21 protein-coding genes are annotated in these 24,135 nt (G+C 60.5%); 11 read left to right on the top strand and 10 right to left on the bottom strand.

Annotated features, from left to right (window positions below):
• Positions 1-211: 211 nt before the first annotated feature.
• From gdhA to BY454_RS01420, 5 genes are all read left to right on the top strand, one after another.
• Positions 212-1,561 carry an NADP-specific glutamate dehydrogenase gene (gene gdhA / locus BY454_RS01400; RefSeq protein ID WP_104414848.1) on the top strand — a complete coding sequence of 450 codons (1,350 nt, stop codon included), beginning with the start codon at positions 212-214 and terminating at the stop codon, positions 1,559-1,561.
• Positions 1,562-1,568: 7 nt separating this feature from the next.
• Positions 1,569-4,160, top strand: a complete 2,592-nt coding sequence (locus tag BY454_RS01405) for a PEP/pyruvate-binding domain-containing protein (RefSeq protein ID WP_104414849.1) — start codon at positions 1,569-1,571, stop codon at positions 4,158-4,160.
• Positions 4,161-4,203: 43 nt separating this feature from the next.
• On the top strand, positions 4,204-5,481 hold the full coding sequence (locus BY454_RS01410; RefSeq protein ID WP_104414850.1) for a sensor histidine kinase: 1,278 nt from the start codon (positions 4,204-4,206) through the stop codon (positions 5,479-5,481).
• A 1-nt stretch (position 5,482) separates the two neighbouring features.
• Positions 5,483-6,016: a response regulator transcription factor gene (locus BY454_RS01415; RefSeq protein WP_104414851.1), complete on the top strand. Its 534-nt coding sequence runs from the start codon at positions 5,483-5,485 to the stop codon at positions 6,014-6,016.
• A 208-nt stretch (positions 6,017-6,224) separates the two neighbouring features.
• Positions 6,225-8,372, top strand: a complete 2,148-nt coding sequence (locus tag BY454_RS01420; RefSeq protein ID WP_104414852.1) for a putative bifunctional diguanylate cyclase/phosphodiesterase — start codon at positions 6,225-6,227, stop codon at positions 8,370-8,372.
• On the opposite strand, the gene BY454_RS01425 is transcribed toward BY454_RS01420, so the two are convergent.
• The 8 genes from BY454_RS01425 to BY454_RS01455 form a co-directional block, all read right to left on the bottom strand.
• Positions 8,293-8,952 (bottom strand): energy-coupling factor ABC transporter permease, encoded by a 660-nt coding sequence (locus BY454_RS01425; protein ID WP_104414853.1) that lies wholly within the window; start codon positions 8,950-8,952, stop codon positions 8,293-8,295. The genes BY454_RS01420 and BY454_RS01425 overlap by 80 nt on opposite strands.
• A gap of 70 nt (positions 8,953-9,022) precedes the next feature.
• Entirely contained in the window at positions 9,023-10,765 is a 1,743-nt protein-coding gene (locus tag BY454_RS01430; RefSeq protein WP_104414854.1) for a SulP family inorganic anion transporter, read from the bottom strand.
• A gap of 7 nt (positions 10,766-10,772) precedes the next feature.
• Positions 10,773-11,639, bottom strand: a complete 867-nt coding sequence (locus BY454_RS01435; RefSeq protein WP_104414855.1) for an MBL fold metallo-hydrolase — start codon at positions 11,637-11,639, stop codon at positions 10,773-10,775.
• A 157-nt stretch (positions 11,640-11,796) separates the two neighbouring features.
• Positions 11,797-12,417, bottom strand: coding sequence for a tetratricopeptide repeat protein (locus BY454_RS01440; RefSeq protein WP_104414996.1), 621 nt, complete (start codon positions 12,415-12,417; stop codon positions 11,797-11,799).
• Between the two features lie 2 nt (positions 12,418-12,419).
• Positions 12,420-13,196: an SDR family oxidoreductase gene (locus BY454_RS01445; protein ID WP_104414856.1), complete on the bottom strand. Its 777-nt coding sequence runs from the start codon at positions 13,194-13,196 to the stop codon at positions 12,420-12,422.
• Complete coding sequence (locus BY454_RS17000; protein ID WP_181049623.1) at positions 13,183-13,866, bottom strand: TenA family transcriptional regulator; 684 nt, start codon at positions 13,864-13,866, stop codon at positions 13,183-13,185. Before BY454_RS17000 ends, BY454_RS01445 begins: the two co-directional genes overlap by 14 nt.
• 2 nt (positions 13,867-13,868) lie before the next feature.
• Entirely contained in the window at positions 13,869-15,419 is a 1,551-nt protein-coding gene (locus tag BY454_RS01450; protein ID WP_181049624.1) for an AMP-binding protein, read from the bottom strand.
• Positions 15,403-16,110, bottom strand: coding sequence for a thermostable hemolysin (locus BY454_RS01455; RefSeq protein ID WP_181049625.1), 708 nt, complete (start codon positions 16,108-16,110; stop codon positions 15,403-15,405). The genes BY454_RS01450 and BY454_RS01455 overlap by 17 nt, the downstream gene beginning before the upstream one ends.
• A 208-nt stretch (positions 16,111-16,318) precedes the next feature.
• Here BY454_RS01455 and BY454_RS01460 point away from each other — a divergent pair, with 208 nt between their 5' ends.
• The 5 genes from BY454_RS01460 to BY454_RS01480 are packed head-to-tail and all read left to right on the top strand — an operon-like array spanning position 16,319 to position 21,353.
• A complete protein-coding gene (locus BY454_RS01460) occupies positions 16,319-16,732 on the top strand; it encodes a GtrA family protein (protein ID WP_104414857.1) in 414 nt (137 codons plus the stop codon).
• Positions 16,719-17,711, top strand: a complete 993-nt coding sequence (locus BY454_RS01465; protein ID WP_104414858.1) for a glycosyltransferase family 2 protein — start codon at positions 16,719-16,721, stop codon at positions 17,709-17,711. Before BY454_RS01460 ends, BY454_RS01465 begins: the two co-directional genes overlap by 14 nt.
• The gene (locus tag BY454_RS01470; protein ID WP_104414859.1) at positions 17,695-19,200 is read left to right on the top strand and encodes an ArnT family glycosyltransferase; all 1,506 of its coding nucleotides are present in this window, start codon (positions 17,695-17,697) and stop codon (positions 19,198-19,200) included. The genes BY454_RS01465 and BY454_RS01470 overlap by 17 nt, the downstream gene beginning before the upstream one ends.
• Positions 19,201-19,260: 60 nt before the next feature.
• Positions 19,261-19,947, top strand: a complete 687-nt coding sequence (locus tag BY454_RS01475) for a response regulator transcription factor (protein WP_104414860.1) — start codon at positions 19,261-19,263, stop codon at positions 19,945-19,947.
• The gene (locus BY454_RS01480; RefSeq protein WP_104414861.1) at positions 19,938-21,353 is read left to right on the top strand and encodes an ATP-binding protein; all 1,416 of its coding nucleotides are present in this window, start codon (positions 19,938-19,940) and stop codon (positions 21,351-21,353) included. The genes BY454_RS01475 and BY454_RS01480 overlap by 10 nt, the downstream gene beginning before the upstream one ends.
• A 24-nt stretch (positions 21,354-21,377) precedes the next feature.
• On the opposite strand, the gene BY454_RS01485 is transcribed toward BY454_RS01480, so the two are convergent.
• A complete protein-coding gene (locus BY454_RS01485; protein ID WP_104414862.1) occupies positions 21,378-22,799 on the bottom strand; it encodes an ATP-binding protein in 1,422 nt (473 codons plus the stop codon).
• The gene (locus tag BY454_RS01490) at positions 22,796-23,521 is read right to left on the bottom strand and encodes a response regulator (protein WP_104414998.1); all 726 of its coding nucleotides are present in this window, start codon (positions 23,519-23,521) and stop codon (positions 22,796-22,798) included. Before BY454_RS01490 ends, BY454_RS01485 begins: the two co-directional genes overlap by 4 nt.
• Before the next feature lie 224 nt (positions 23,522-23,745).
• Here BY454_RS01490 and BY454_RS01495 point away from each other — a divergent pair, with 224 nt between their 5' ends.
• A complete protein-coding gene (locus BY454_RS01495) occupies positions 23,746-24,096 on the top strand; it encodes a hypothetical protein (protein WP_104414863.1) in 351 nt (116 codons plus the stop codon).
• Positions 24,097-24,135 lie beyond the last annotated feature (39 nt).

Here is a 24,135-nt window from a genome sequence, read left to right on the forward strand (position 1 = left end):
GTATTGATGTAGGAAGATGATTTGTAAGGAGCGGGCATTATAAAAAGGCAGGGTGCCCGAGGCTTGAGACACATTGCCGCACCTGGCTAAAAACCGAGGGCCCAGCTGCAAGCTTGCCAATCCCTACCCGCTATGATTCAATCGATGCACTATTTTTGGGCATATGCACCGACTCTGTGCATATGACTTATGCATATTGAGGTTACTGACCATGCCAGCCACACTTGACGAAAAACTCGAACCGATTTTCCAGGACGTACTGCACCGCAATCCCGGTGAGAAAGAGTTCCACCAGGCCGTCCACGAGGTCCTGGAAACCCTGGGCCCCGTCCTGGTGAAATACCCGGAGTTCGCCGAGCAGAAGATCATCCAGCGCATTTGTGAGCCGGAACGCCAGATCATCTTCCGCGTGCCCTGGCAGGACGACAAAGGCGAAATCCACATCAACCGAGCCTTCCGGGTGGAATTCAACAGTGCCCTGGGCCCCTATAAAGGCGGCATGCGTTTCCACCCGTCTGTTTACCTGGGCATCATCAAGTTCCTGGGCTTCGAGCAAATCTTCAAGAACGCCCTGACCGGCCTGCCCATCGGCGGCGGAAAGGGCGGCAGTGACTTCGACCCCAAGGGTAAGTCCGACTCTGAAATCATGCGTTTCTGTCAGAGCCTGATGACCGAGCTGTACCGTCACCTGGGCGAATACACCGACGTACCGGCCGGCGACATTGGCGTGGGCGGACGTGAAATCGGCTACCTGTTCGGCCAGTACAAGCGCATCACCAACCGCTACGAGTCCGGCGTGTTTACCGGCAAGGGCCTGGACTGGGGCGGCAGCCGCGCCCGTACCGAGGCCACCGGTTACGGCACCGTGTTCTTCACCCAGGAAATGCTGAAAGCCCGTGGTGACTCGCTGGACGGCAAGACTGTGGTGGTCTCTGGTTCCGGCAACGTGGCCATCTACGCCATTGAGAAGGCACACGAACTGGGCGCCAAGGTCATTGCCTGCTCCGACTCCCAGGGCATCATCGTGGACGAAAAGGGCATCAACCTGGATACCGTCAAGCGCATCAAGGAAGTGGAGCGCCGTCGCATCAGTGCCTACACTGAGTTCCACAAGCACGCCAAGTACGTGGAAGACGGCAACATCTGGTCGGTGAAGTGCGACGTGGCCCTGCCTTGTGCCACCCAGAACGAACTGAACGGCAAAGACGCCAAGACCCTGGTGGAAAACGGCTGTATTGCCGTGGCCGAAGGCGCCAACATGCCGACCACGCCGGAAGGCATTGTCCTGTTCCAGGAGGCGAAGCTGGCCTACGGTCCGGGCAAGGCCGCCAACGCCGGTGGCGTGGCCACCTCGGCGCTGGAAATGCAGCAGAACGCCAGCCGTGACAGCTGGAGCTTTGACTACACCCAGAGCCGCCTTGAGGAGATCATGATCGATATCCACAAGAACTGTTTTGAGACCGCCGCCGAGTTCGGCGCCGAGGGCAACTACGTGCTGGGCGCCAACATCAACGGCTTCCTGCGGGTGGCTCGCTCCATGAACGCCATGGGCGTAATCTGATCCGCCCATGAACCACGAACCTCACCAGTCCGATGAGCGGGTATCCACCGGCCTCGCCGGACTGGATGAGGTTCTTGATCACCTTCGAATCGGCGACAACGTGGTCTGGCGGGTGTCCGACCTGGACGACTACCGCCGATTCGTCCTTCCCTTTGTCAATGCCGCCGCCCGCTCGGGCCGCCGGATCATCTACCTGCGCTTTGGCGAACACGCGCCGGTCATCGACGCGCAGCACCCCTCAGTCCAGACCATCCGCATTGATGCCCTCGGGGGCTTTGAAAGCTTCACCAGCCGGGTCTGGCACCTGATCGAACAGCACGGGCCGGGTGCCTTCTACGTCTGCGACAGCCTGAGCGAACTGCTCAACGCCTGGGCCACCGATGCCATGGTGGGCAATTTCTTCCGGGTGGTGTGCCCGCTGCTGTTCGAGCTGGATACCGTGGCCTGGTTCGCCCTGCACCCGGAACGCCATTCCCGCATGACCCTGGACCGCATCCGCGAGACCACCCAGGTATTGATTGACGTTCACCGGCATCAGCAGGATGTGCAGATTCATCCCATCAAGGCCTGGCGCCGGCAGTCGCCCACCATGTTCCTGCCCCACCGGGAGCAGGACGGGCACTTCCAGCCCATCACCGACAGCACCGACGCCACCCGCCTGCAGGCCAGCCTGGAACAGGAACTGCTGCACCGCCAGCCGCTCCTGGATTACTGGGACCGGCTGTTCCAGGACGCCAGCCGGGCCATTGCCACCGGCGACCGGGCGGCCACCGAGCGGCTCCAGGAACAGGTGCTCCAGGTCCTGATCAGCCGCGACCCGCAGATACTGGCACTGGCCCGGCGCTACCTGTCGCTGGCGGACCTGCTGTCGATCCGCAGCCGGCTGGTGGGCAGCGGGTACATTGGCGGCAAGGCCACCGGCATGCTGATTGCCCGCAACATCCTGATCGCCGAGCAGCCCGAGCTCTGGCAGGAACATCTCGAGCCCCACGACTCCAGCTACCTGGGCACCGACGCCTACTACGCCTTTCTGGTACACAACGGACTCTGGCCAGCAATCATGCGCCAGCGCTCGGCGAGCGGCTACCTCTCCGAAGCCCCGGCCCTGCGCGAAGGCATCCTGGCCGGCAGTTTCCCGGCGGAAATCCGCTGCGAACTGGAACGCCTGCTTGACCATTACGGCCAGTACCCCATCCTGGTGCGCTCCTCCAGCCTGCAGGAAGACGGCTTCGGCAATGCTTTCGCCGGCAAGTACGACAGCGTATTCCTGGTCAACCAGGGCTCGCCCGAGCAACGCCTGGCGGCCTTTGAGGACGCCATCCGGCAGGTCTACGCCTCCTCCATGAGCGAAGATGCCCTGGTGTACCGCCAGCAACGCGACCTGGACCAGCGCGAGGAACCCATGGCCCTGCTGATCCAGCGGGTGAATGGCCGCTTCCACAACCGCTACTACCTGCCGGACGCCGCCGGCGTTGGCGTCTCGCGCAACACCTTCACCTGGGACAGCCATATGGACCCGAAAGCCGGCATGGTCCGGCTGGTCATGGGGCTGGGCACCCGGGCGGTGGACCGCATTGAAGGCGACCACGCCTGCGTGATGGCACTGGACCACCCCGGCCGGCAACCCTTCCGTAACCAGGACGAGAGCTATCGCTTTTCCCAGCACTTGGTGGATGTGCTTGACCTGGCCGACGGCAGCCTGGCCACCCGCCCGCTCAGCCAGTTGCTGGAGTCCACGTCCGACCTGCCCATGACCCAGTTGGCGGAGGTGGACCGCAGCGCCAGCGAGCGGGCCCGGCAGATAGGCCTGGCCGGGCCGGTGTGGCGCCTGACCTTCCAGCCCCTGGTGCACAAGACCGCGTTCATTGACCGCCTCGCCAGCCTGCTGCACACCCTGGAGCAAGGCTACGAGCACCCGGTCGACGTGGAATTCACCCTGCACCTGGACCGCCACGGCGAACCGGCCTTTAACCTGGTGCAGTGCCGGCCACTGGCCACCATCGGCGATACCGGTCCTGTTACCGTGCCCGAAGGACTCCAGACCCGCCAGTTGTTGTTCCGCACCGAAGGGCACTTCATGGGCGGGAACATCAACCTGTCCATTGCCCGGGTGATCCGGGTCGACGCCAGCGTGTACGCCGATCTCAGCACCAGCGAACGCCATGAGGTGGCCCGACTGATTGGCCTTCAGGTACGGACCGAAAATGCCAGAACGCTACTCATCGGCCCCGGCCGCTGGGGTACCAGCAGCCCGGATTTGGGAGTGCCCGTGCGTTTCTCCGACATTGCCGGCGTCAGTGCCCTGGTGGAAGTGTCGGAGAAATCCGGGGAAATGGTGCCGGATTTATCTTACGGTTCCCACTTTTTCCAGGACCTGGTGGAAACGGGCACTGCCTACGCCGCCCTGTTCCCTGACAGCTCCCACTGCCAGTACTATCCGGACCACCTGCCCGAGCCGGACCCGGTTGATTCCGACGCCAGCGCCGTCGAACAGGCCGTGCGGGTATATCACCTGGGCAACCAGCCGTTGCAGTTGTCTGCGGACGTGGCTTCCCAGCAACTGGCCTGTTATTTTCCCGCCCGACGTGCGACAGAATGACACTGCCCGCCCCTTTGTGCGGGCTTGCTGCTAGAATCGCGCTATGGAATGGCTCACTCACTCTCAAACCGGCTACCGGCAGGCGGCGCGCTACCTGCTGGCCATGCGTCTGGCGATCATTGCATCAACGCTGGTGGCCGTTGCCGTGGCCGAGACGGTCATCGCCTTGCCCTACCGGGCCGAGGCCCTGCTGCTTTGCCTGCTCTATGCCGTGCTCTCGATCCTCGGTTGGCTCTGGTTCAGCCGCCGACCGCCAACCCGTTCTCTGGCCGTCACCCTGACCCTGGCGGGGGACCTCGCACTGATCAGCGCCTGGCTGTACTTCACCGGCGGCTATACCAACCCGCTGGTCTCCTTGTTGTTACTACCCATTGCCGTGGCCATCATTCTGGTACCCCTGAGCCAGAGCATCGCCCTGACCCTGGCTGGCATCGCCGCCTATACGGTGCTGGTGCTTTGGCATGCGCCGGTGATGTCCGGCAACCACATGCACCAGGGCAATGTGGGCAACCTGGCGGAACTGCACCTGGGGGGAATGTGGGTCACTTTTGCCCTGACCGCTGCCATTCTTCTGCTCGTCGTGGGCACGCTGGCGCAGCGTCTACGACTGCAACAAACCCAGCTGGCCCAGTTCCGCGAAAACCGCCTGCGCGACGAACAGATCATCTCCCTCGGTCTTTCGGCTGCTGCGGTGGCTCACCGTCTCGGAACCCCCTTGAATACCGTGACCCTGTTACTGGATGAAATCCGCAATCAGCTGGACGAACCTACCGCCAAAGCGGTGGAAGACGATCTGCAACTGATGGAACAACAACTGACACTGTGCAGCGGGCATTTACAGCAACTGACGAAAGCTGCGGTGGAGGCCCGGGGCGCGCAGCGGGAAACCCTGTCCTTCCCACAATGGGTGGCCCGCCTGCGGGAATCCGCCACATTGCTTTGGCCCGCCGGCCCAATCCACTGGCCGGACAACGTACCTTCTGCCCCGGTGGCCGTGGATGCGACACTTGACCAGGCCATCCTGAACCTGTTGGCCAATGCCCTGACGGCCAGCCCGCTCTGGGTGAAGGTCAGTACGCGCACTACCGAAGAACGCGTGGAGCTGGTGGTTGAGGACCACGGCGATGGCCTTGAGGCAGCCCTGCAGGGAGCACCGGGAGAAGACATCGTGGAATCTCGTGATGGGCTGGGGGTGGGTCTTTTCCTGTCCAACGCCACCATCCAGCGACTGGGCGGGACACTGAGAGCAAGGGCCGACGACAACGGGACCACCATGGTAATTGACCTTCCGGTCTCTGTCGGTCAAACGGGAGAAGTCTAGTATGGCAGAGCAGGAACACTGGCTACTGGTGGACGACGACCAGGCGTTTGTCCAGATTCTGGCCCGATCGCTTGACCGCCATGGCATTACCAGCAGCCAGGCCCACAGCCGGGAACAGGCGCTCGATATATTGAAAACCACCCAACCGGATCGCTGCGTCCTGGATCTCAACCTGGCCGGCGACAGTGGCCTGCAGCTGCTGCCGGAGCTGCTAACCCAATGCCCGGAACTGGATGTGCTGGTGCTGACCGGCTATGGCAGCATCGCCACCGCAGTCGAAGCCATGCGCCGGGGCGCGGTGAATTACCTGTGCAAGCCGGTCACCGTGAACCAGTTGCTCAGTGGCTTCGAACCGCTGGAAAGCGCGCCGGATCTGCGGGCGGAGCCACCGTCCGTCGAGGAAATGGAGTGGGAACACATCCAACGGGTTCTCAATGAAAATGACGGAAACATCTCCGCCACCGCACGGGCATTGAACATGCACCGCCGCACACTCCAACGCAAACTGCAAAAGCACTCCCGCTGGCGACAGTGATGCTTTCTGGTGCATAGCACCCTATATGCACCAGAATTGACCCTCATCAACAAATCACCCGTCATGCGACATGTTCTCAATTATGGCAATCAGGTAGCATCCGCTGCCCGTCACGATTCTGCAATAAATTTGCAATGGATGTATGTTCGCGACGCAATCTCACAAGGACGGAGAGAGATTAATACCATCAACCGCTGGAACCGTTTTTATGCCGCCACGCCCAGAACCTCTGCAGCCTCTTCCGGGCATTGACCCCAAAAGACTGGCATTGGTGGCCACCGCCACCCGCAACATGGTTCTTGTGCTGGACGGTAGCGGACGCATCCAATGGGTTAACCGGTCGTTTGAGGAACACACGGGATACACCCTCAAAGCCGTCACCGGCCAGGACCCGGAAGCCATCCTGGCCGGACCGGACACCTGCCGGGAAACCATCGATGCCATCCGCCAAAGCGTACGCAACGGCGATGCCTTCGAGGAAGACCTGCTGCATTACACCGCCGAGGGCAAGCCTTATTGGGTGCACACCTACTGTGTCCCCATTGGCGAACCCGAAGGCGTAGCGCCAGGATTCGTGGTGGTCCAGACCAACATATCCGACCGGAAAAATGGTGAGCGCGGCCTGCGAATCGCCGCCAGTGTGTTCGACCGCAGCCACGAAGCCATCATCATTACTGATCATCACAACCACATTATCGACGCCAACCCGTCCTTCTCCCGCATTACCGGTTACAGCCGGGAGGAAGTCCTGGGCCAGAACCCTTCCATTCTCAGCTCCGGCCGGCACTCAGACGATTATTACCGGTCCATGTGGCAAGCCATTGAGGAAAACGATCATTGGCGCGGCGAGATGTGGAACCGGCGCAAGAACGGCGAGGAGTTCGTGGAGCTGTTGTCCATCAGCCGGGTGCACCTGGAAGAACCGGGGCGCTGTTACCATGTGGCGGCGTTTTCGGACATCACCGCCCTCAAGAACCACGCCAAGGAGCTGGACCGGGCGGCCAACTACGACGACCTGACCGGCCTGCCCAACCGGCAGTTACTGGAAGAACGACTGCGCACCGCCTGTGGCCACGCCGACCGACAGGGCCATTCGCTGTCCATCTGCTATCTGGATCTGGACAACTTCAAGTCCCTGAACGACTTCCATGGCCATGAGGCCGGCAATCATGCCCTGAGAACCATTGGCGAGCGTCTTTCCCGCACCGTACGCAGTGGCGATACCGTGGCCCGGATCGGTGGTGACGAATTTGTTCTACTGCTGCAGTCCGAGCATTGCGAGACAACCTACCAGCGCATTCTTGCAGCGGTGGGCGAACCAGTCCCAATCACTGAGGACACCAACCTGACACTGACGGCCAGTTTGGGCATTACCCTCTACCCGGACGACCATACCGACGCCGAAGCCCTGATCCGTCACGCTGACCAGGCCATGTACGCGGCCAAGGAAAAGGGCCGAAACCAGTTCCAGGTGTTTGACCCGGGCCAGCATGCGTCACGCCGGCTACGCCGTGAGCGCCTGACCGAAATCAGCCAGGCGCTGGAGAACAATGAATTCGTGCTGCACTTCCAGCCTCAGGTTCGCATGGCGGACTGTGCGGTGGTGGGCTTTGAGGCTCTGATCCGCTGGCAACATCCGGAAAAGGGACTCATTCCGCCGGGGCAGTTCCTGCCAGTGGTGGAAAACAGCCACCTGGAGATACCCATGGGCCAGTGGGTGTTAAAGGAAGCCATTCATCAGATGAACCTGTGGCGGGAAGCGAGCCAGAACCTCGCGGTGTGTATCAACATCAACTCTGCTCACCTCATGGACCCGAGCTTTGAGGCCTACCTCAAACGCTATCTGCAGAGCCATCCGGAAGTCTGTCCCAGCCAGATCACCCTTGAAGTACTGGAATCCACGGCACTCGAAGACACCAAGCGGGCCGGTAACGTGCTGACCCGTTGCCGGGAGCTGGGGGTCCAGGTGGCGCTGGACGATTTTGGTACCGGCTTCTCATCATTGACCTACCTGCGCACCCTGCCGGTGGATGTGATCAAGATCGACAAGAGCTTCGTGATGAGCATGCTGGCCAGCGACAGCGACCGGGCCATCGTGGAGAGCGTGATTTTCATGGCACAGCGCTTCAACCACACCGTGCTGGCCGAAGGCGTGGAAACCATGGAGCACGGACGCGCCCTGCGGGAAATGGGCTGCAACCAGGTGCAGGGTTTCGGTATTGCGCGCCCCATGCCGGCCAGCGAGGTACTGCCGTGGCTGGCAAACTGGACCGCAGTCAGCGGTAACGCCGCTGGTCAAGAGTGGTCAGACGGTCCGGGTGAAACACCATCAGCCCCGTCACAAAGACGCCATTGATAAAGCCTTCGGGCAGCATGAACAGCGGCAGGTAACGGATGTATTCGTGCACCAGCTCGTCAAAGTCGTAGGTACCGCTGGTCCACAGCAACAGGCACATGCTCAGGCCGGCGATGGCCACCGAGATGCCCGCGCCGAAAAAGCCGCAGAAAAAGATGTAGGCGAAGAAGTTGCGGAAATTACGCCGTCGCTCCCAGCGCATGATGGCGTGGGTCACTAGCGCCGGGATCATGACCGTGATCAGACCGTTGGCGGCGTACATAATCGGCGGTTCCTTGCCGAGAATCACCGTGATCACCAGCGCCAGCAGGCCGCTCAGGACCGCCAGCCCCCAACCCAGCATCAAGGTGATCACCGTCAGGCCAAAAATATGGATGGCCAGCCCCGGAGAAATGCCCGCGCGCAACTGCCAGAGAAACCCAAGGACCACCGCGGCCCCAAAAAAAGAGTGCTGCAGGGCCTGATCCTTGCGGAGGGCCTGCCAGTCAATGCTGCGCAGGGCGGCAACCAGAATCAGCACAAACAGTACTGCCGTCACCAGCCACTGACCGGTGGACAGCAAGTTCTCAGTCATACCCATGGCGGCTTACCCGTATCTGGCGTCGAAATCTGCGGGATGGTCATTCATACCCCCGTTTCGGTCAACCCGATCACCCCACCCGGCTGATTTCCGGTTCCGGGTCCGCCTTGTCAGTCAGGGCCTGCCAGGCGTCATAGGTACTGAGGAAAATCCGGCCGCTCAGGTGTTCAAGAAGCTCCGTGCCCTTAAGGCGATCCATCACCGGGCCTTTCACCTCTGATAAGTGTAGTCTGACGCCGGCATCATGCAGACGCTCATTGATGGCCTCCAGGCTTTCCAGTGCCGAGGCATCAATCAGGTTCACCGCCGGACACACCAGCACCAGATCGGTCAACTTCCGCTCTTCGCTGACCAGATCCATCACCGTTTCCTCCAGAAACCGCGCATTGGCGAAATACAGGCTTTCATCCACCCGCAGAAAGGTGACTTTCGGACACAGTTCCACGTCATGGCGCAGCACGTTGCGAAAGTGCTCGGTGCCAGGCACCCGACCCACCACGGCGCTGTGAGGACGACTGGTACGATACAGAAACAGCCCGATCGACAGGGCCACGCCGGCGATAATGCCGGCCTCCACGCTGTGACCCAACGTGAGCACAATGGTCGCCAGCATGGCGCCAAAGTCCGTGCGCGAATACCGAAAGGTGCGCCCCAGCGCCGGCAGATCGATCAGGGTGGTCACCGCCACAATGATGGTGGCCGCCAGCGTTGCCTGAGGCAAATAGGCAATCGCCGGAGTCAGGAACAGGGTGGCCAACGCAATACCCACAGCGGTATAGGCACCGGCTGCCGGGGTTTCCGCGCCGGCGTCAAAATTGACCACTGAGCGAGAGAATCCCCCGGTCACCGGCATGCCGCCGGAAAACCCGGCCCCCAGGTTGGCAGTCCCCAGACCAATCAGTTCCTGGTCCGGGTCGATGCGCTGTCGGCGTTTGGCGGCCAGGGTCTGGCCCACGGACACGGACTCCACAAAGCCCACCACGCTGATCAGCAGTGCGCTGACCGCCAACTGCGACCACAACCCGGTATCCAGCGGCGGCAGGGTGAATGCCGGAAGCCCGGATGGCACCTCACCCACCAGTCGGACCCCTTTCTCATCCAGGCTGAACACCCAGGCCACCAGGGTGGTGGCCACCACCGCCAGAATCGGGGCGGTTTTGGCGAGAATCTCCGCCAGCCGCGGCTTTGCGCCCAGGGCTTTGAAAAAGGGCTTGGCATGCTTGCGCGAAAGCAACAGGAAAGCCCAGGCAGCGACACCGATGGCCAGGGTATAACCGTTGGTGTTACCCACAGCCCCCATAATCGAATGCACAATCTCAATCAGGTTATGGCCGGAAGCCTGCACGCCAAGGATGTGCTTGAGCTGGCTGGCTGCAATCACCAGCCCGGAGGCGGTAATGAACCCTGAAATCACCGGATGACTCAGGAAGTTGGCCAGGAATCCCAGACGAAACACGCCCATGAGCGTCAGCATGATCCCGGACATCACCGCCAGCAGCACCGCACCGGCGATGTAGGCACTGGAGCCCGCTTCAGCAATCGGCGACAGCGCGGTGGCGGTCATCAAGGAAGCCACGGCCACCGGCCCTACCGCAAGCGTGCGACTGGTGCCAAAGACCGCATAAATCACCAGGGGCAGGATACTGGCGTACAATCCGACCTGCGCGGGCAAACCCGCCAACAAGGCATAGGCCAGGGACTGCGGGATCAGCATGACGGTCACAATAACCGCAGCCACCAGATCGCTGGTGGCCTGGTCGCGACCATAGGCCGGCGCCCATTCCAGAATGGGCAGGTAACGTTTTACGTTCATGCGCGACTCAGAACCGGTTGATGGGCACCTTCAGGTAGACCTGGCCATTGTCCTCGGCGGGAGGCATATGGCCGGCGCGCATGTTCACCTGCACCGAAGGCAGAATCAGGCGCGGCATATCCAGGGTGGCATCCCGTTCCGAGCGCATTTTCACGAATTCCTCTTCGCTGACCCCCTCATGCACATGGATGTTGGCCTCGCGCTCCTCGGCCACGGTGGTCATATGCAGGAATTCATCACGTTCCGGCGTGCCATAGTCATGACACATGAACAGCCGGGTCTCCGGCGGCAGCGACAGGACTTTCTGGATGGACTGATACAGAGTACGGGCATCGCCGCCCGGGAAGTCACAACGGGCGGTGCCAAAATCCGGCATGAACAGGGTATCGCCGACAAAACCGGCATCCCCGATCACGTAGGTCAGGCAGGCGGGGGTGTGGCCGGGCGTATGTAGTACCCGGCCTTCGAGATTGCCGATGGCAAAGGTATCGCCTTCCTCGAACAACCGATCAAACTGGCTGCCGTCCCGGGCAAACTCGGTACCCGCGTTGAAGGCCTTGCCGAACACTTCCTGGACCAACGCAATATTGGCACCAATGCCGGTTTTGCCACCCAGCCTTTCATGCAGGTAGGGCGCAGCGGACAGATGGTCGGCATGGACATGGGTCTCCAGGATCCACTCCACGGACAGGTTGTGCTCTTCCACGTACCGGATGATGTCATCCGCTGAGCGCACGTCGGTGCGACCGGCGGCGTAATCAAAATCCAGCACCGAATCGATAATGGCGCAGGCCTGGCTGTCCGGGTCCCGCACCACATAGCTGAAGGTGTTGGTCGGTTCGTCAAAGAAATGCTGGACGATGGGCTGGCTCATGGTGTTTCACCTCGGATGTCGTCAAATGCTCAGGAATCCTATATTTTGATCTAAGCATATATGCAAACGGCATAAAGATGAAATGCTGTTTTCTTATAGAAGCGATAAGCCAACACCATCATAGAGTATGACCGGCCAGGTAGCCGGTCATACTGACTCAAATCCGGTCCAGGCGTTCCTGGGCTTCCTGTTTTCGGCCAGCGTCGGCAATGGGTCGCCCCGGGCGTGCCGGCGCAGCCAGCGCTTTCTGTAGATACACCCGGGCCCTTTGTGGCTCATCCTGCTCAAGCAGGAAATCCCCGAAGAAATAATTCGGGTCCAGGCCGTCCGGGTTCAGCGCCAGCGCCTTCTGCAGGTAGGCTTTTGCCTTGTCGTCATCGCCAAAACCCAGTGGCCAGCCCGGGACCTGATAATACAGGCTGCCCAGAGAGGTATAGGCTGAGCCGTTGAGGGCGTCGGGATCGATCTCGATCGCTTTTTCCAGGGCGACCTTGGCATCCTTAACCACACCCAGGGCACCCAGCCCGCCCTTGGCCCCAGCATAGGTGCTCAACACAATGCCTTGCCAGATCAGCGGCTCGGCCTTATCCGGGTAACGGTTTACCAGCTGTTCGGTTTCCTTGGCCAGCTTCTCAAACGCCGCCTCTTTTTTGTCCTCCGGCATCTGGTACTGAATTTGATCCCAGCGTGACTGGATGCCGGCCAGCTCGGATGCCATGTCGGCAGCCCAAACCGGTGTCGTCAGCACCACCAGCAAAGACAGAATCAGGGTCCTCATCATTACACTCCTCCTTTCAGAAACCGGTGGATCACCGGCAACTGCTTCAACATGGCCTTGTCCACTATCTTCGGGAAGAGACCATTAATCACGACAAACGCCTTTTCAGGCCAACCCAGGAAACGACGGCGCTCATCCTTCTGCATCGCCGCCAGAATGTGGTTGGCCACCTGCTCCGGCGCATCCATTTTGTTACCCAGGGCCCGGTTCAGCTCCTCCACTTCGGTGGGGTTCATGGCGGTTTGGGTGGCGCGCGGTGCGACATACACCACCTGCAGCGGCGTATCCGCCAGCTCCCGACGCAAGGCCTCACTGAACCCCCGCAAGCCGAACTTGCTGGCGCAGTAACCGGTGTAGCCGGGGAAGCCGATGCTGCCGAACGTGGAGCCCACGAAAACCAGCGCGCCAGTGCCTCCCTTCCGGAACCGGGGTACAAAATGCCGGGCCAACAGCATGGCGGAGCGCAAATTGACGTCCAGTTGGGCATCTATCTGCGACACCGTCATATCCTCAAGAGCGGCAAAACGATTCTGGCCGGCACAATGAATTACGCCATCGATATCGGGGTAAGACTCACTCAGCCGGATCAGTTGCTGGTCGAGATCCTCGGCCGCCAGGTCCAGGTGGGCAGTGGCCACCCCCGCCTGATGTGAAAGGTTTTCCGGCTGCCGCGACGCGGTAATCACCCGCGCGCCGGCCGCCTGCAGGGGCTTGACCAGCGCCTGGCCAATCCCCCCCGATGCACCCAGCAACAGAAACGTGCGGTCACGCAGCTTCATGCCCAGGCTCCTTGGTACCGGTTTCCAGGGGAATGTTGTGCAACATGTCGCCATACAACCGGTAAACCATGCGGGCACCCTGAATAATGGCCTGCTGATCGTCCGGGTCGGTGATGTCGTTCATCAGGTTACGGAAGAATTCGAAGTGTTCCTGATCCAGCTCACCATGGGAATACAGGTAGCTGAAGGCTTTGTCCGGCAAGCCCAGCTGCGTCTGGATGGCCTTGCCCAGCGGGGTGGCCAGCTCGATGGAAGTGCCTTCCAGCACCTGCACCATGCCAAAGAAAGTGGCCGGATTGCCCCGCTGGATGGCGTCGTACAGATAGGCCACCATCAGCTCAATACTGGCGTCCGGGCGGCTATTACGCATGGCTTCCCGATCTTCGCCGCAGGCCACCAGGTCGTTCAGGATCCATTCGTCATGGCCATACTCTTCATCGATGTATTCCACCAGGGCCTTGCGGACAAACTCCAGGCGCGCCGGCAACTGCGCACCACAAGCCATCATCAGCGGCACGGTATGTTTGACGTGGTGATACGCCTGGGTAAGAAACCAGGTGTAACCCTCGAGGTTGAAACGACCCTCGCGGATAGCAGTGATCACGGGCGCACTGGTGACGTGGGCACGGGCATCTGCGGTTTCAGATTGCAATTGGTCAAAGAAAGTCATGATCAGGACTCCTGATAGTGGGTATTGCGGGTAGGGGAGGAAGCCGTACGAGACGACGGCACGGCTCCGGAAGCATTCAGGGAAAGGAATAGGGCGTCTGCCATTAACACCGGCAAGTCCGCCTGCAGTCGGTGACGTATCGGCCGGCCATTGGCCGTGACATAGCCCTGCCCGGCCGTCAGCGGTTGATGACGTATGTAGACAGAACTCAATCGGGCGTAATCCGGCAGGCGTTCATTCAGGCGGGCCAGGGCATTATGAACCGCCTCAACGGGGCGGCCACCGGCCATCACCAACAGGGCAAACGGCTGTACTTCGCCATCGCCCAGCACCACGGCCTGCCTTGCACCAACCGCCTGGATCAGTTCACTCTCAAGCCACTCCGGGCTGATATTGCGGCCAAAGCTGGTAATCAGCAGATTCTTGGCCCGGCCATTGACTGAGAGGAACCCGTCGGGGTCGAGTGCCCCGAGGTCCCCGGTGTCCAGCCAGCAGTCATCCTGTTCGGCGACCGGCTCATCCCCCAGGTAGCCCAGATGGGTATTACCCCGAACCAGAATGCGTCGATCCTCATCCACCCGGACCTCAACATGGTTCAGAGGGCGGCCCACGGTACCGACACGAGCCGCGCCGGGCACATTCAGCGCCACCACCGACGCACATTCGGACAGGCCATAGCCCTCGTACAGCGGCAGTTCCACCGCTCCGGCGCGCGCCAGCAGTGCCGGTGACACACGACCACCACCCACGGCCAGGAATCGGAAATCATGGTGTTTCAGTTCGCCCTGTTCGGCCGCGTGAACCAGGGCCATGGCCAATTCCGGCACCAAAATCATGGAATGCGGCTGATGCTGCTGGATGCCAGCCACCAGCTGTTCCAGCGACAAACCACTGCTACCGTTCATTCCCAGACTCTGCAACGGGGCAACGGTGACCGTGGCGCCCATCAGCAGGGGCAGGTATACACCCGCGATGTTCTCAAGCAGGGTGGCCAACGGGAGGATGCAAAGATGTCGCTCAAGTTTGACGTGGTTCAAACGCTCTTTCAGCGCCAGAGTGGTGGCGGTCATCTGACTTACCGACAGACAGACCCCCTTGGGTGTGCCGGTGCTGCCGGAGGTAAACGTAATCTTGGCCGTTTCTTCCGGCATCCGGGCCGGGGCCGGAAAGACTGGCAGGGATTGCAGCCAGACGCCGTGGCCCAGCGCCTGAGCATTCCTGGATAACGAGGCGTCACTGACCAACATGGCTTCCAGCGCCGCCCGTCGGGTCAGATGGTCGATCTGGTTCTGGGCGAAAAACACCGGTACCGGAACGCACACCACATCGGCCAACAGGCACGCCAAGTCCGCCAGCACCCAGGCAACGGAGTTGTCACCGCACAGCCCCACCCGGCGGACACCACGATCTTTCAATTGCTGCGCCAGTTCACCAGCGGCCTGCCACATCTGGCCGTAACTCAGTTCACCATCCGCGCCTTTCAATGCCACCCGGTCCGGATGCTCCCGGACCTGCGCGTGAAGTTGTTGAAAATATTCAGGCAAGGTGGCCATAAACCGCACCTCCGTTGTCCTGGTTGACTGTTGCCGGCGCCACGGGCTGCACCAGTCGAAGCAAGCCGCCATTTTCCAATGCGGCAATGCCATCGGCCACGCGAATGGCCATCACCACCGGCTGGTGCTCGTAGTAACGTCCCCAGCCCGCGCCACCGTCGGCAAGGCGGGCAGGGTCGGCGTTGGCGATCACCTGGGTGGGAATGCCCAGTCGGTGGAAGCTGTTACGAAGTTGATCGGTGCCGGTACAGACCACCCAGCGGAAGCCCGAGTTGTGCAGCCACAGCGACAGGGAGGCAAACAGGTATCGGCTCACGCCCGCTTCAACCCCCGCCAGATGCGCGATCTCAGCAATGTCATTGCGATCCTGACCGGGGGCCGGCATCACGGTTTCCACCGGCGTGGACAGATAATCCTCCAGAAACAGACGCTCCTGACCGGCACTGCGAACACCCACCGCAGCCAGTAACGAGCCCTGGGCCGTGGTCAACGCCAGCAGGCCAGGCACACGCAGAACAGGCTCGGCACCATAGGCCTGCAGGAAGCGTCGGCGAATAAAGGCAGTGGTTTTCGCGGCGGTTTCGGTACCAGCCTGGATTTCACTGAGCCAGCGGCCGGCGCACCGGAACACGGGCGCCACATCCGGGGAGTCTGGTGGGCAATTCACTGAGATCGTCATCGGGTTGGTCATGGCTGCTCTCCAGCAATCGTCGGGGCAAGGCCCTTTGCACATGACTGCCAGATTAGAGAGCCAGGCTTAACCCAGTCTTAAGTCCTGACTAAAAAATTATTAACCCACCCTTAAGGTTTTTGTCACCCGGGATTTAAGGCTTGGTTAAGAAAGCCGTCCTAAAGTGCCTTGCCATTCCCGGACATCGGCCATCAGGACGCAATCTGCCATGAACCTCCCTCCCATTTATCGATCCCGATTGACACGATTGTGTCGATTTCTCACCGGGGGCGGCTTTGCCACCCTGATTCACTGGCTGGTGATGTTCCTGCTCATCGATGCCGGCGTTGACGCCAGGATCGCGACGGCCGCCGGGGCGACGATTGGCCTGGGCACGAATTATCTGGCCCAGCATCGCTACACCTTCCGCTCGGAGTTGCCCCACCGTCTGGCATTTCCACGTTACCTGGCCACATCCAGCGCGGGATGGGCCCTGAACCTGGCGGCGTTTTCAGCGGTGTACGCGACCACAAACGCGCCCCTCGCTTCCCAGGTCACGGCAACGGCGGTAGCGACCATTGCCAATTATTTTCTTGCCGAGAAGTTTGTCTTCCAGAAGGAACAAGCCAATGACATTCACTGATCCGACGCTCAGTATCGTTGTACCGGTGCACAATGAGGCGGACGTTATTCCGACGCTGTTAAAACGCCTCACCCTCGTTTGCCGGAAAGAGAAAATGGCCACTGAACTGCTCTTTGTAGACGATGGCAGTCAGGACAACTCGGTTGCGCTGCTGTTGCAAGCACGTCGATGGTGCCCCGAAATCCGGGTGCTTCAGTTATCGAGGAATTTCGGCAAGGAAGCTGCAGTCACGGCCGGTTTAAGCCACGCCAAAGGCGATGCCGTGATCCTGATCGACGCCGACCTTCAGGATCCGCCCGAACTGATTCCCCAGATGCTGGCCGAGTGGCGCAAAGGCGCCGATGTCGTGCTCATGAAACGACGCTCCCGCGCGGGCGAAAGCTGGTTCAAGAAACTGACCGCCTCCCTGTTCTACCGGCTGATCAACCGCATCAGTGATGCGCCGATACCGGTCGATATCGGTGATTTCCGCCTGATGAGCCGGCGCACCGTCGACGCCCTGAACCAGTTGCCGGAACGGAACCGCTACCTCAAGGGCATGTTCGCCTGGGTTGGCATGCCCACGGTCACTCTGGAGTTTGATCGTGATCCCCGGATGGCGGGGCAAACCAAGTGGAATTACCTGAAGTTGCTGCACCTGGCCATGGAAGGCATCACCTCGTTCTCAACCCGGCCACTGCGCATTGCCCTGGTGCTTGGCTTACTGGCTGCAGGCGCTGGCGGCTTTTTCGGGCTCTGGGAAGTGCTCAAAACACTGGTCGTTGGTGTTTCCACCCCCGGTTATGCCTCCATGATCGCCATCGTCACCTTCCTTTCCGGCGTGCAACTGTTGTGCGTTGGCTTGCTCGGGGAATACGTGGGCCGCATCTACATGGAAACCAAGCAACGCCCGGTGTTTATCCTCGCCGAAGACAGCGACGAGAGAATCCCGGACTTTCAACCAACCCTGCGCGTGGCCGGCAATGACCAGAACCATTAATACCTTACTGGGCCTACTGGCTTTCGTTCTGGTCGTTCGCCTGGGACTAACAGCCTTACTGCCCTTCGCAGATACCACCGAGCCGCGCTATGCGGAAATTGCCCGCATCATGGCGGAGACGGGGGATTGGATTACACCCTGGTTTGACTATGGCGTGCCCTTCTGGGGCAAGCCGCCCCTGTCCTTCTGGACCCAGGCCCTGTCCTTCAAGCTGTTCGGTGTGAATGAGTTCGCCGGCCGCTTGCCCTCGTGGCTGGCCAATGTGGGGATCGTGTACTTGGTTTACGCCACCACCCGCTGGCTGCATGCCTCGCCCGGGTCCGACAGCGCCCGGATCACTGGCCTGTGGGCCGCCATTATTTACAGCACCATGGCCCTGGGTTTCGTCAGTGCCGGCACCGTAATGACCGACTCGTTCCTGGCCCTGGCAACCACACTGGTTATTGCCAGCCTGGTGATCCGGTTACAGGGCGGGACACCGCTCTGGGGTTGGCTCTTCTTTATTGGTCTGGCCCTGGGACTGCTGGCCAAAGGCCCGCTGGTGCTGGTGTTGACGGGGTTGCCGGTTTTCGTCTGGGTTGCCCTGAACCGCCAGTGGCACACCCTTTGGCAGACTCTGCCCTGGGTCCGTGGTACGGCGTTGATGCTCCTGATTGCCTTGCCCTGGTACATACTCGCCGAGCTGAAAACACCCGGTTTTTTCGACTATTTCATCATTGGCGAGCACTTCAAGCGTTTCCTGGTCAGTGGCTGGGAAGGGGATCTCTACGGCAGCGCGCATGATCGTGCCCGGGGTACCATCTGGCTCTATCTTGTGCAAGCCAGCTTCCCATGGGGTTTGATTGCAGCAGCCACTTGGGCATGGTCCCTGCTGGGCAAGCAGTCCAGCGACGATATCTGGCACACACAGTACCCCGGGCTGACAACGATGTTGATAGCCGCCGCTCTAACTCCAGCCGTCTTCTTCACCTTTTCGGGCAATGTTCTGTGGACTTACATCCTGCCCGGTTTGCCATTTCTAGCTATACTGACCGCCGGCTTGCTCCAACGCAACGGAAAACCATCGCTAACAAAATTTGCCTTGGCATCATCGCTGGCCATTCCGATTTTAGGCACCGCAGCCGGCGCCTGGTTCGCCGTGAACCCCGGCCAGCTGAAAACCGAAAGGGAACTGGTACAACGAATCGACGCCATGCCTGAATATTCCCCAGCGGATCTGTTCTATCTCGATGAGGCGCCATTTTCGGCAAGGTTCTATACTCAGGGCCAAGTTAATACTGTCGATAGCAAGATTCTCAAGAGCCAGATAGCATCCGACTATTGGGCCAAAGGCAAATTATTTGCAGAAATGAAAGGCGGACAGTCGGTGATTAAACAACTGGCCCCCTCCGCCAAGCTAATCGACAGCAGCAGACGTTACAGGGTATACCAGGTAGCACCAGTCGCTAATCAATTCCCAGATGTGAAAACCGCTCCAAAGGGGCAATAAGAAGCCCGAAATTATCTAAAATTCGAGACCAACCATTTGCCCTGAGACGGAAACCTCTTCATGCGAATATTATTGGTAGAAGACGATCACCCCCTCGCCCAAACCATGCTCGACATGCTGCGGGAGGATCAGAACACCGTCGACTGGCTGGATGACGGCCAACAGGCGGTCAACGCCATCATCGAAGAGCCGTTTGACCTGGTTATCCTGGATCTGACATTACCCCGACTGGATGGCCTGGAGGTGGTCCGACAGGCCCGGAACCAGGGATCCCAGACGCCCATCATCATTCTCACCGCCCGCTCGGAGCTGGGAGAAAAACTGCAGGGCCTGGACGCGGGTGCGGACGACTACCTCACCAAGCCCTTTGCCATGGCCGAACTGAAGGCTCGGATTCGGGCCATCACCCGCCGGGGCACCAGCGGTCGCTCCCTGGCCGGGCTACAAGTGGGCCGCCTGACGCTGAACACCGACACAGGACAGCTAATTCTGGATGATCAGGCCACTACCCTGCCACGCAGTGAGTTCCAGATACTCCAATACCTCATGCGCCACCCGGACCAGGTGGCCACTCGCCGCCGGCTGGAAGAGCAACTGTATGGCTGGGAAGCCGGCGCCGAGAGCAATGCCCTGGAAGTGCACATCCATCACCTTCGCCGACGGGTTGGGAAAAGCACCATCCGAACGGTTCGTGGGGTCGGCTACCTCCTCGATAGTCAGGCCGCCGAGGCTGCGCTATGTCACTGACCCGCACGCTGATACTACTGGTTACCTCGGCGGTGCTGCTGATCGCCACGGCGGCTGCCGGCTGGAGTTACGTGGAAAGCAACCACGAACTGGAAGAGCTGTTTGACGCTCAACTAGCCCAGAGCACCCGCATTGTTCAGGGCGTGGTGCGACAGTTGGTGGATACCCAGTCCATGGGCCAGCTGTCGTCGACACTGCGGGGCACCCTGCAGCTTTACGATACCGGCCTGCCCGACCCCGTCGCTGATGGCGAGGAAGAGGAAGTCACCTCCAGCCCGCTTGGCCACAAATATGAAAAGAAGCTGGCATTTGAGGTCTGGACCTCCGAGGGCAAGCCGCTACTGGATACCCTGAAAGCGGACGACAGCGAAGGCCTTGAGCCAGGCTATACCTGGGCGGAATCCACGGGCTACCGCTGGCGTACCTTTACTCTTCGCGATCCGGAAACCGGATTCTGGATACGCACCGCCCAGCGGGAAGACATTCGCCAGGAACTGAGCGAAGAGCTTGCCCTCGGCAACATCCTACCCTTGCTCCTGGCACTGCCATTACTGGCCCTGGCGGTCATTGCCGCGACCCAGTTGAGTTTCAGGCCCTTGCGACGGCTCGAAGCCCCGGTGCGTGACATGGCCCCGGAGCATATTCACCCACTGGATGCCCGCCAAGCCCCCAAAGAAGTGGCGGGGCTGGTTCAGGCAGTGAATGGTCTGCTCAAGCGCCTGAACCTGGCGCTGGAACGTGAACGACGCTTTTCCGCCGATGCCGCCCATGAGTTGCGCACGCCTCTGGCCGTGTTGCGGCTAAACCTGGAGAAGGCCTTCGCGGATAATCCCGAGCAATTCCACAACCTGACCCAGGCGGTAGACCGCATGGTGCACCTGGTTGAGCAGATGCTGTTGCTGAGCCGGGTGGACGCGGGAACGGATTTCACCCCGGATCAACACAATCTGTCGGCACTGATCGAACAGAGCATCGCGGATGTCGTACCGCTGGCGCTGAAGAAAAACATCGAACCCATTCTGGAAGACAACACCAAAGGACAGGCGATGGTGCCTTGCCACAGCGCCCTGACCAATACCCTGATGCGTTCGCTGCTGGCCAACGCCATCCAGTACAGCCCTGAAAATACGATCGTCACCACCACTCTGTCAGCAGAGGATGAGGGGTATTCGATTACCGTTTGCGACCAAGGGCCCGGCATTCCCGAAACGGAGCGGGAACGGGCACTGAGCCGTTTTGTCCGGCTCGACCAGCGTGTTGGCGGAGGCGCCGGCCTGGGCCTGGCCATTGCCCGCCGGATTGCCGAACTGCACGGCGGCCAGTTATCGCTGGCCGGCCGGGCCGACGGACAATCGGGACTGTGTGTGCGTATCTGGCTACCCGCAGCCCGAACCAGTTCTCACTGATTCCTGACGTTACTGAGCTGCCACTTACGCTTTTTCTGTCGTCTCCCGGGGCAGACTAACGGTCACTCGAAGCCCTTTACCGTGGGGACCGGCTGCCAGCTCGATATCACCGCCCATGCCCCGGATGAGCGTGCGGGCGATCGCCAGGCCGAGGCCGGCACCGCCGGTATCCCGGCTGCGGGACTGTTCCAGGCGGTAGAACGGCTGGAACACCCGCTCGTATTCAGAGGCCGGGATACCCGGTCCCTCGTCGGTGATGGTGACGATGGCTTCCTGGTCCGTGGCCTGCAACACCACCTGGGCATGCTGGCCATAGTTCACCGCGTTCTCAATCAGGTTGCGAAGCGCACGCCTGATCGCTTCCGGCTGCCCTTGCAGGACACACCTGGGACTCTCTTCCAGGTCAACGGCCAGGCCGATTTCCTGAAGATCCCCGCACAGGCTGTCCAGCAGTGATGCCAGATCGTACTTGCGGTACTGCTCGGTGGCGCTACCGCGAATGAAATCCAGCGTGGCCTCGGCCAGTTGCTGCATCTCCTGGAGCGATGCCAGCAAGCGGTCTTTGTCTTCGCCCTCCGGCAACAGTTCCACCCGCAGCCGCATGGAGGTGATCGGCGTTCTCAGGTCATGGGCCAGTGCTGCCAGCAAGCGGGCCCGATCATCATGGGCCTTGCTGACCTGGTGCTGCATCTGATTAAAAGCGCGGATCACCTCACGAATGTCCTCCGGCCCCCGCTCCAATATCTCCACTTTCTCGCCACGCCCAAAGGCCTGGGCAGCACGACTCAGCTCGTTCACTGGCTGGAGAATTCGACGGATTGCCAGCAACAGGCTCAGCACCAATAGCACGGCGGTAATGCCAACACTGGTGAGAGTGGCTTTCAGCCAAAGCCAGGAAGGCGCCGGCGGCTGGGCGCGGGCGTTGAACCACTCCCCGGAGGACAATGGCAGTGATACGGTAAGAATGGGCGGACACTCATGGCGTTCATCGTGATGCTCACGCGCCTCATCATGATCCTCATCGTGGTCACGATCATCATCACGGCGCTCATCGCTATCAGAACGGTAACGATCAGGAAGACACTCTTCCTCCTCCGCGGCCATGGCCGCCCGCACCCCGTTGTCGGGCAAATCAAATTCCTGGGCCAGACGCCGGGCCATGACCGAGTCGCCATCCGCCGACAGGAAGGGCGTGGCATCGATGGACAGTTGCAAGGTAGGGCTGGACAGCGCCCGCAGCACACGCTCCTGTCGCTCCGGATCCGTGGTATCCATAAGGGTATAGGCATCGGCGACCCGCTGCAGCACATGCTCCAGGCTGGCACTGCGCAAGGCGCCCTGGCGTTCACCCGCGAGTATCGCAATGGTGATCACCTGCGCCACCAGCAGCACAAGGATCAGCAACAGGGCCAGCTGTCCGGCTGCTCGCCGGGGCCAGAATCTCATAAAGGCGCCTCTTCAACGTCGGCAATCCATTGATAGCCGCCGCCCCAGATGGTTTTGATCAGTCGGGGATGGCGAGGGTCCGGGTCCATTTTCCGGCGCAGACGGCTAACGTGATTATCAATGCTGCGGTCAAACGCATCGGCTTCCCGGCCCAGGGTCAGATCCATCAACTGATCCCGGGACAGCACCCGCCCGGCATGTTCCAGAAACGCCAACAGCAGTTTGTATTCCGCCGTGCTGAGTGACACCTCCACACCGTCCGGATCGGTCAACTGGTGACGATCAACATTCAATTGCCAACCCTCAAAGTGCAGGCACTGGCCAGCCATCGAACTTCGCTGGGGCGGTAGGGCACTGGCACGACGCAACACGGCCCGAATTCGCGCCAGCAATTCCCGGGGGTTGAACGGCTTGGTCAGGTAATCATCGGCGCCCATTTCCAGGCCCACAATCCGGTCCGTCTCCTCGCTCATGGCCGTTAACAGAATCACCGGCAGTTCGGTGTGTTCGCGCAGGTAACGGCACAGGGTGAGGCCGTCGTCGCCCGGCATCATGATGTCCAGTACGACCAGGTCGACCGTGTGATCCCTTAACTGACGCTTCATGGCATCACCGCCATCGGCCAGCAACACGCGCAAGCCATGTTCCTGCAGATAACGACCCACCAGGTCGCGAATATCGCGGTGATCATCGACCACCAGAATTGTGGAAGAAGCGTTCACGGATAACTCCATCTCTGTACCGGTGCCCCGATTATAGGGAACTGGACTCGCGACTTGGGAATAAGGTTGTCAAAAAATATCGCATCGCCGCACCCCTGAGACAATTTGCGACAAAGTCGCCGAGGACCGGAGACATTTCTGCGACGTTTCGCTGTTTCAATACTCCTCAACCGGCGATGTCACCCCATCCCGGTCCAATGGGTTCAAAGCACAAGGAGTTTTACATGAAAAAAACCACGACGATTGCGGCCCTGTCCGCGGCGGCGCTACTGAGTACCGCACCATTGCTGGTATCCGCGGACAACGATAACGACAAGGATGATGGTCAGCGCTCGGAGTACCGCCACAAAGGCAGTGCCATGAACGCGGATTTGAAGCAGTACAGCTCCGAGGAAATGCGCATCATGGCCTACGGTCAGGCCCTGCGTCGATTTGGCCCGGGTGTCACTGTGTCGGTGGACGAAACCGAAGAAGGCACCTATCTAGTGCAGCTTCGCGACGCTGAAGACAACCTGATGCGTGAACAGGAGTTCAATCGCTACGGCGCTCCGGTTCGTGGCGGTCGCCGGGATTGACACTTAGACTCACAGGCGGGGTTGGGGGAATACCCCGCC

Origin of the sequence: Marinobacter persicus (assembly GCF_002934325.1) — a bacterium.
In the GTDB taxonomy this organism is placed as follows: Bacteria; Pseudomonadota; Gammaproteobacteria; order Pseudomonadales; family Oleiphilaceae; genus Marinobacter; species Marinobacter persicus_A.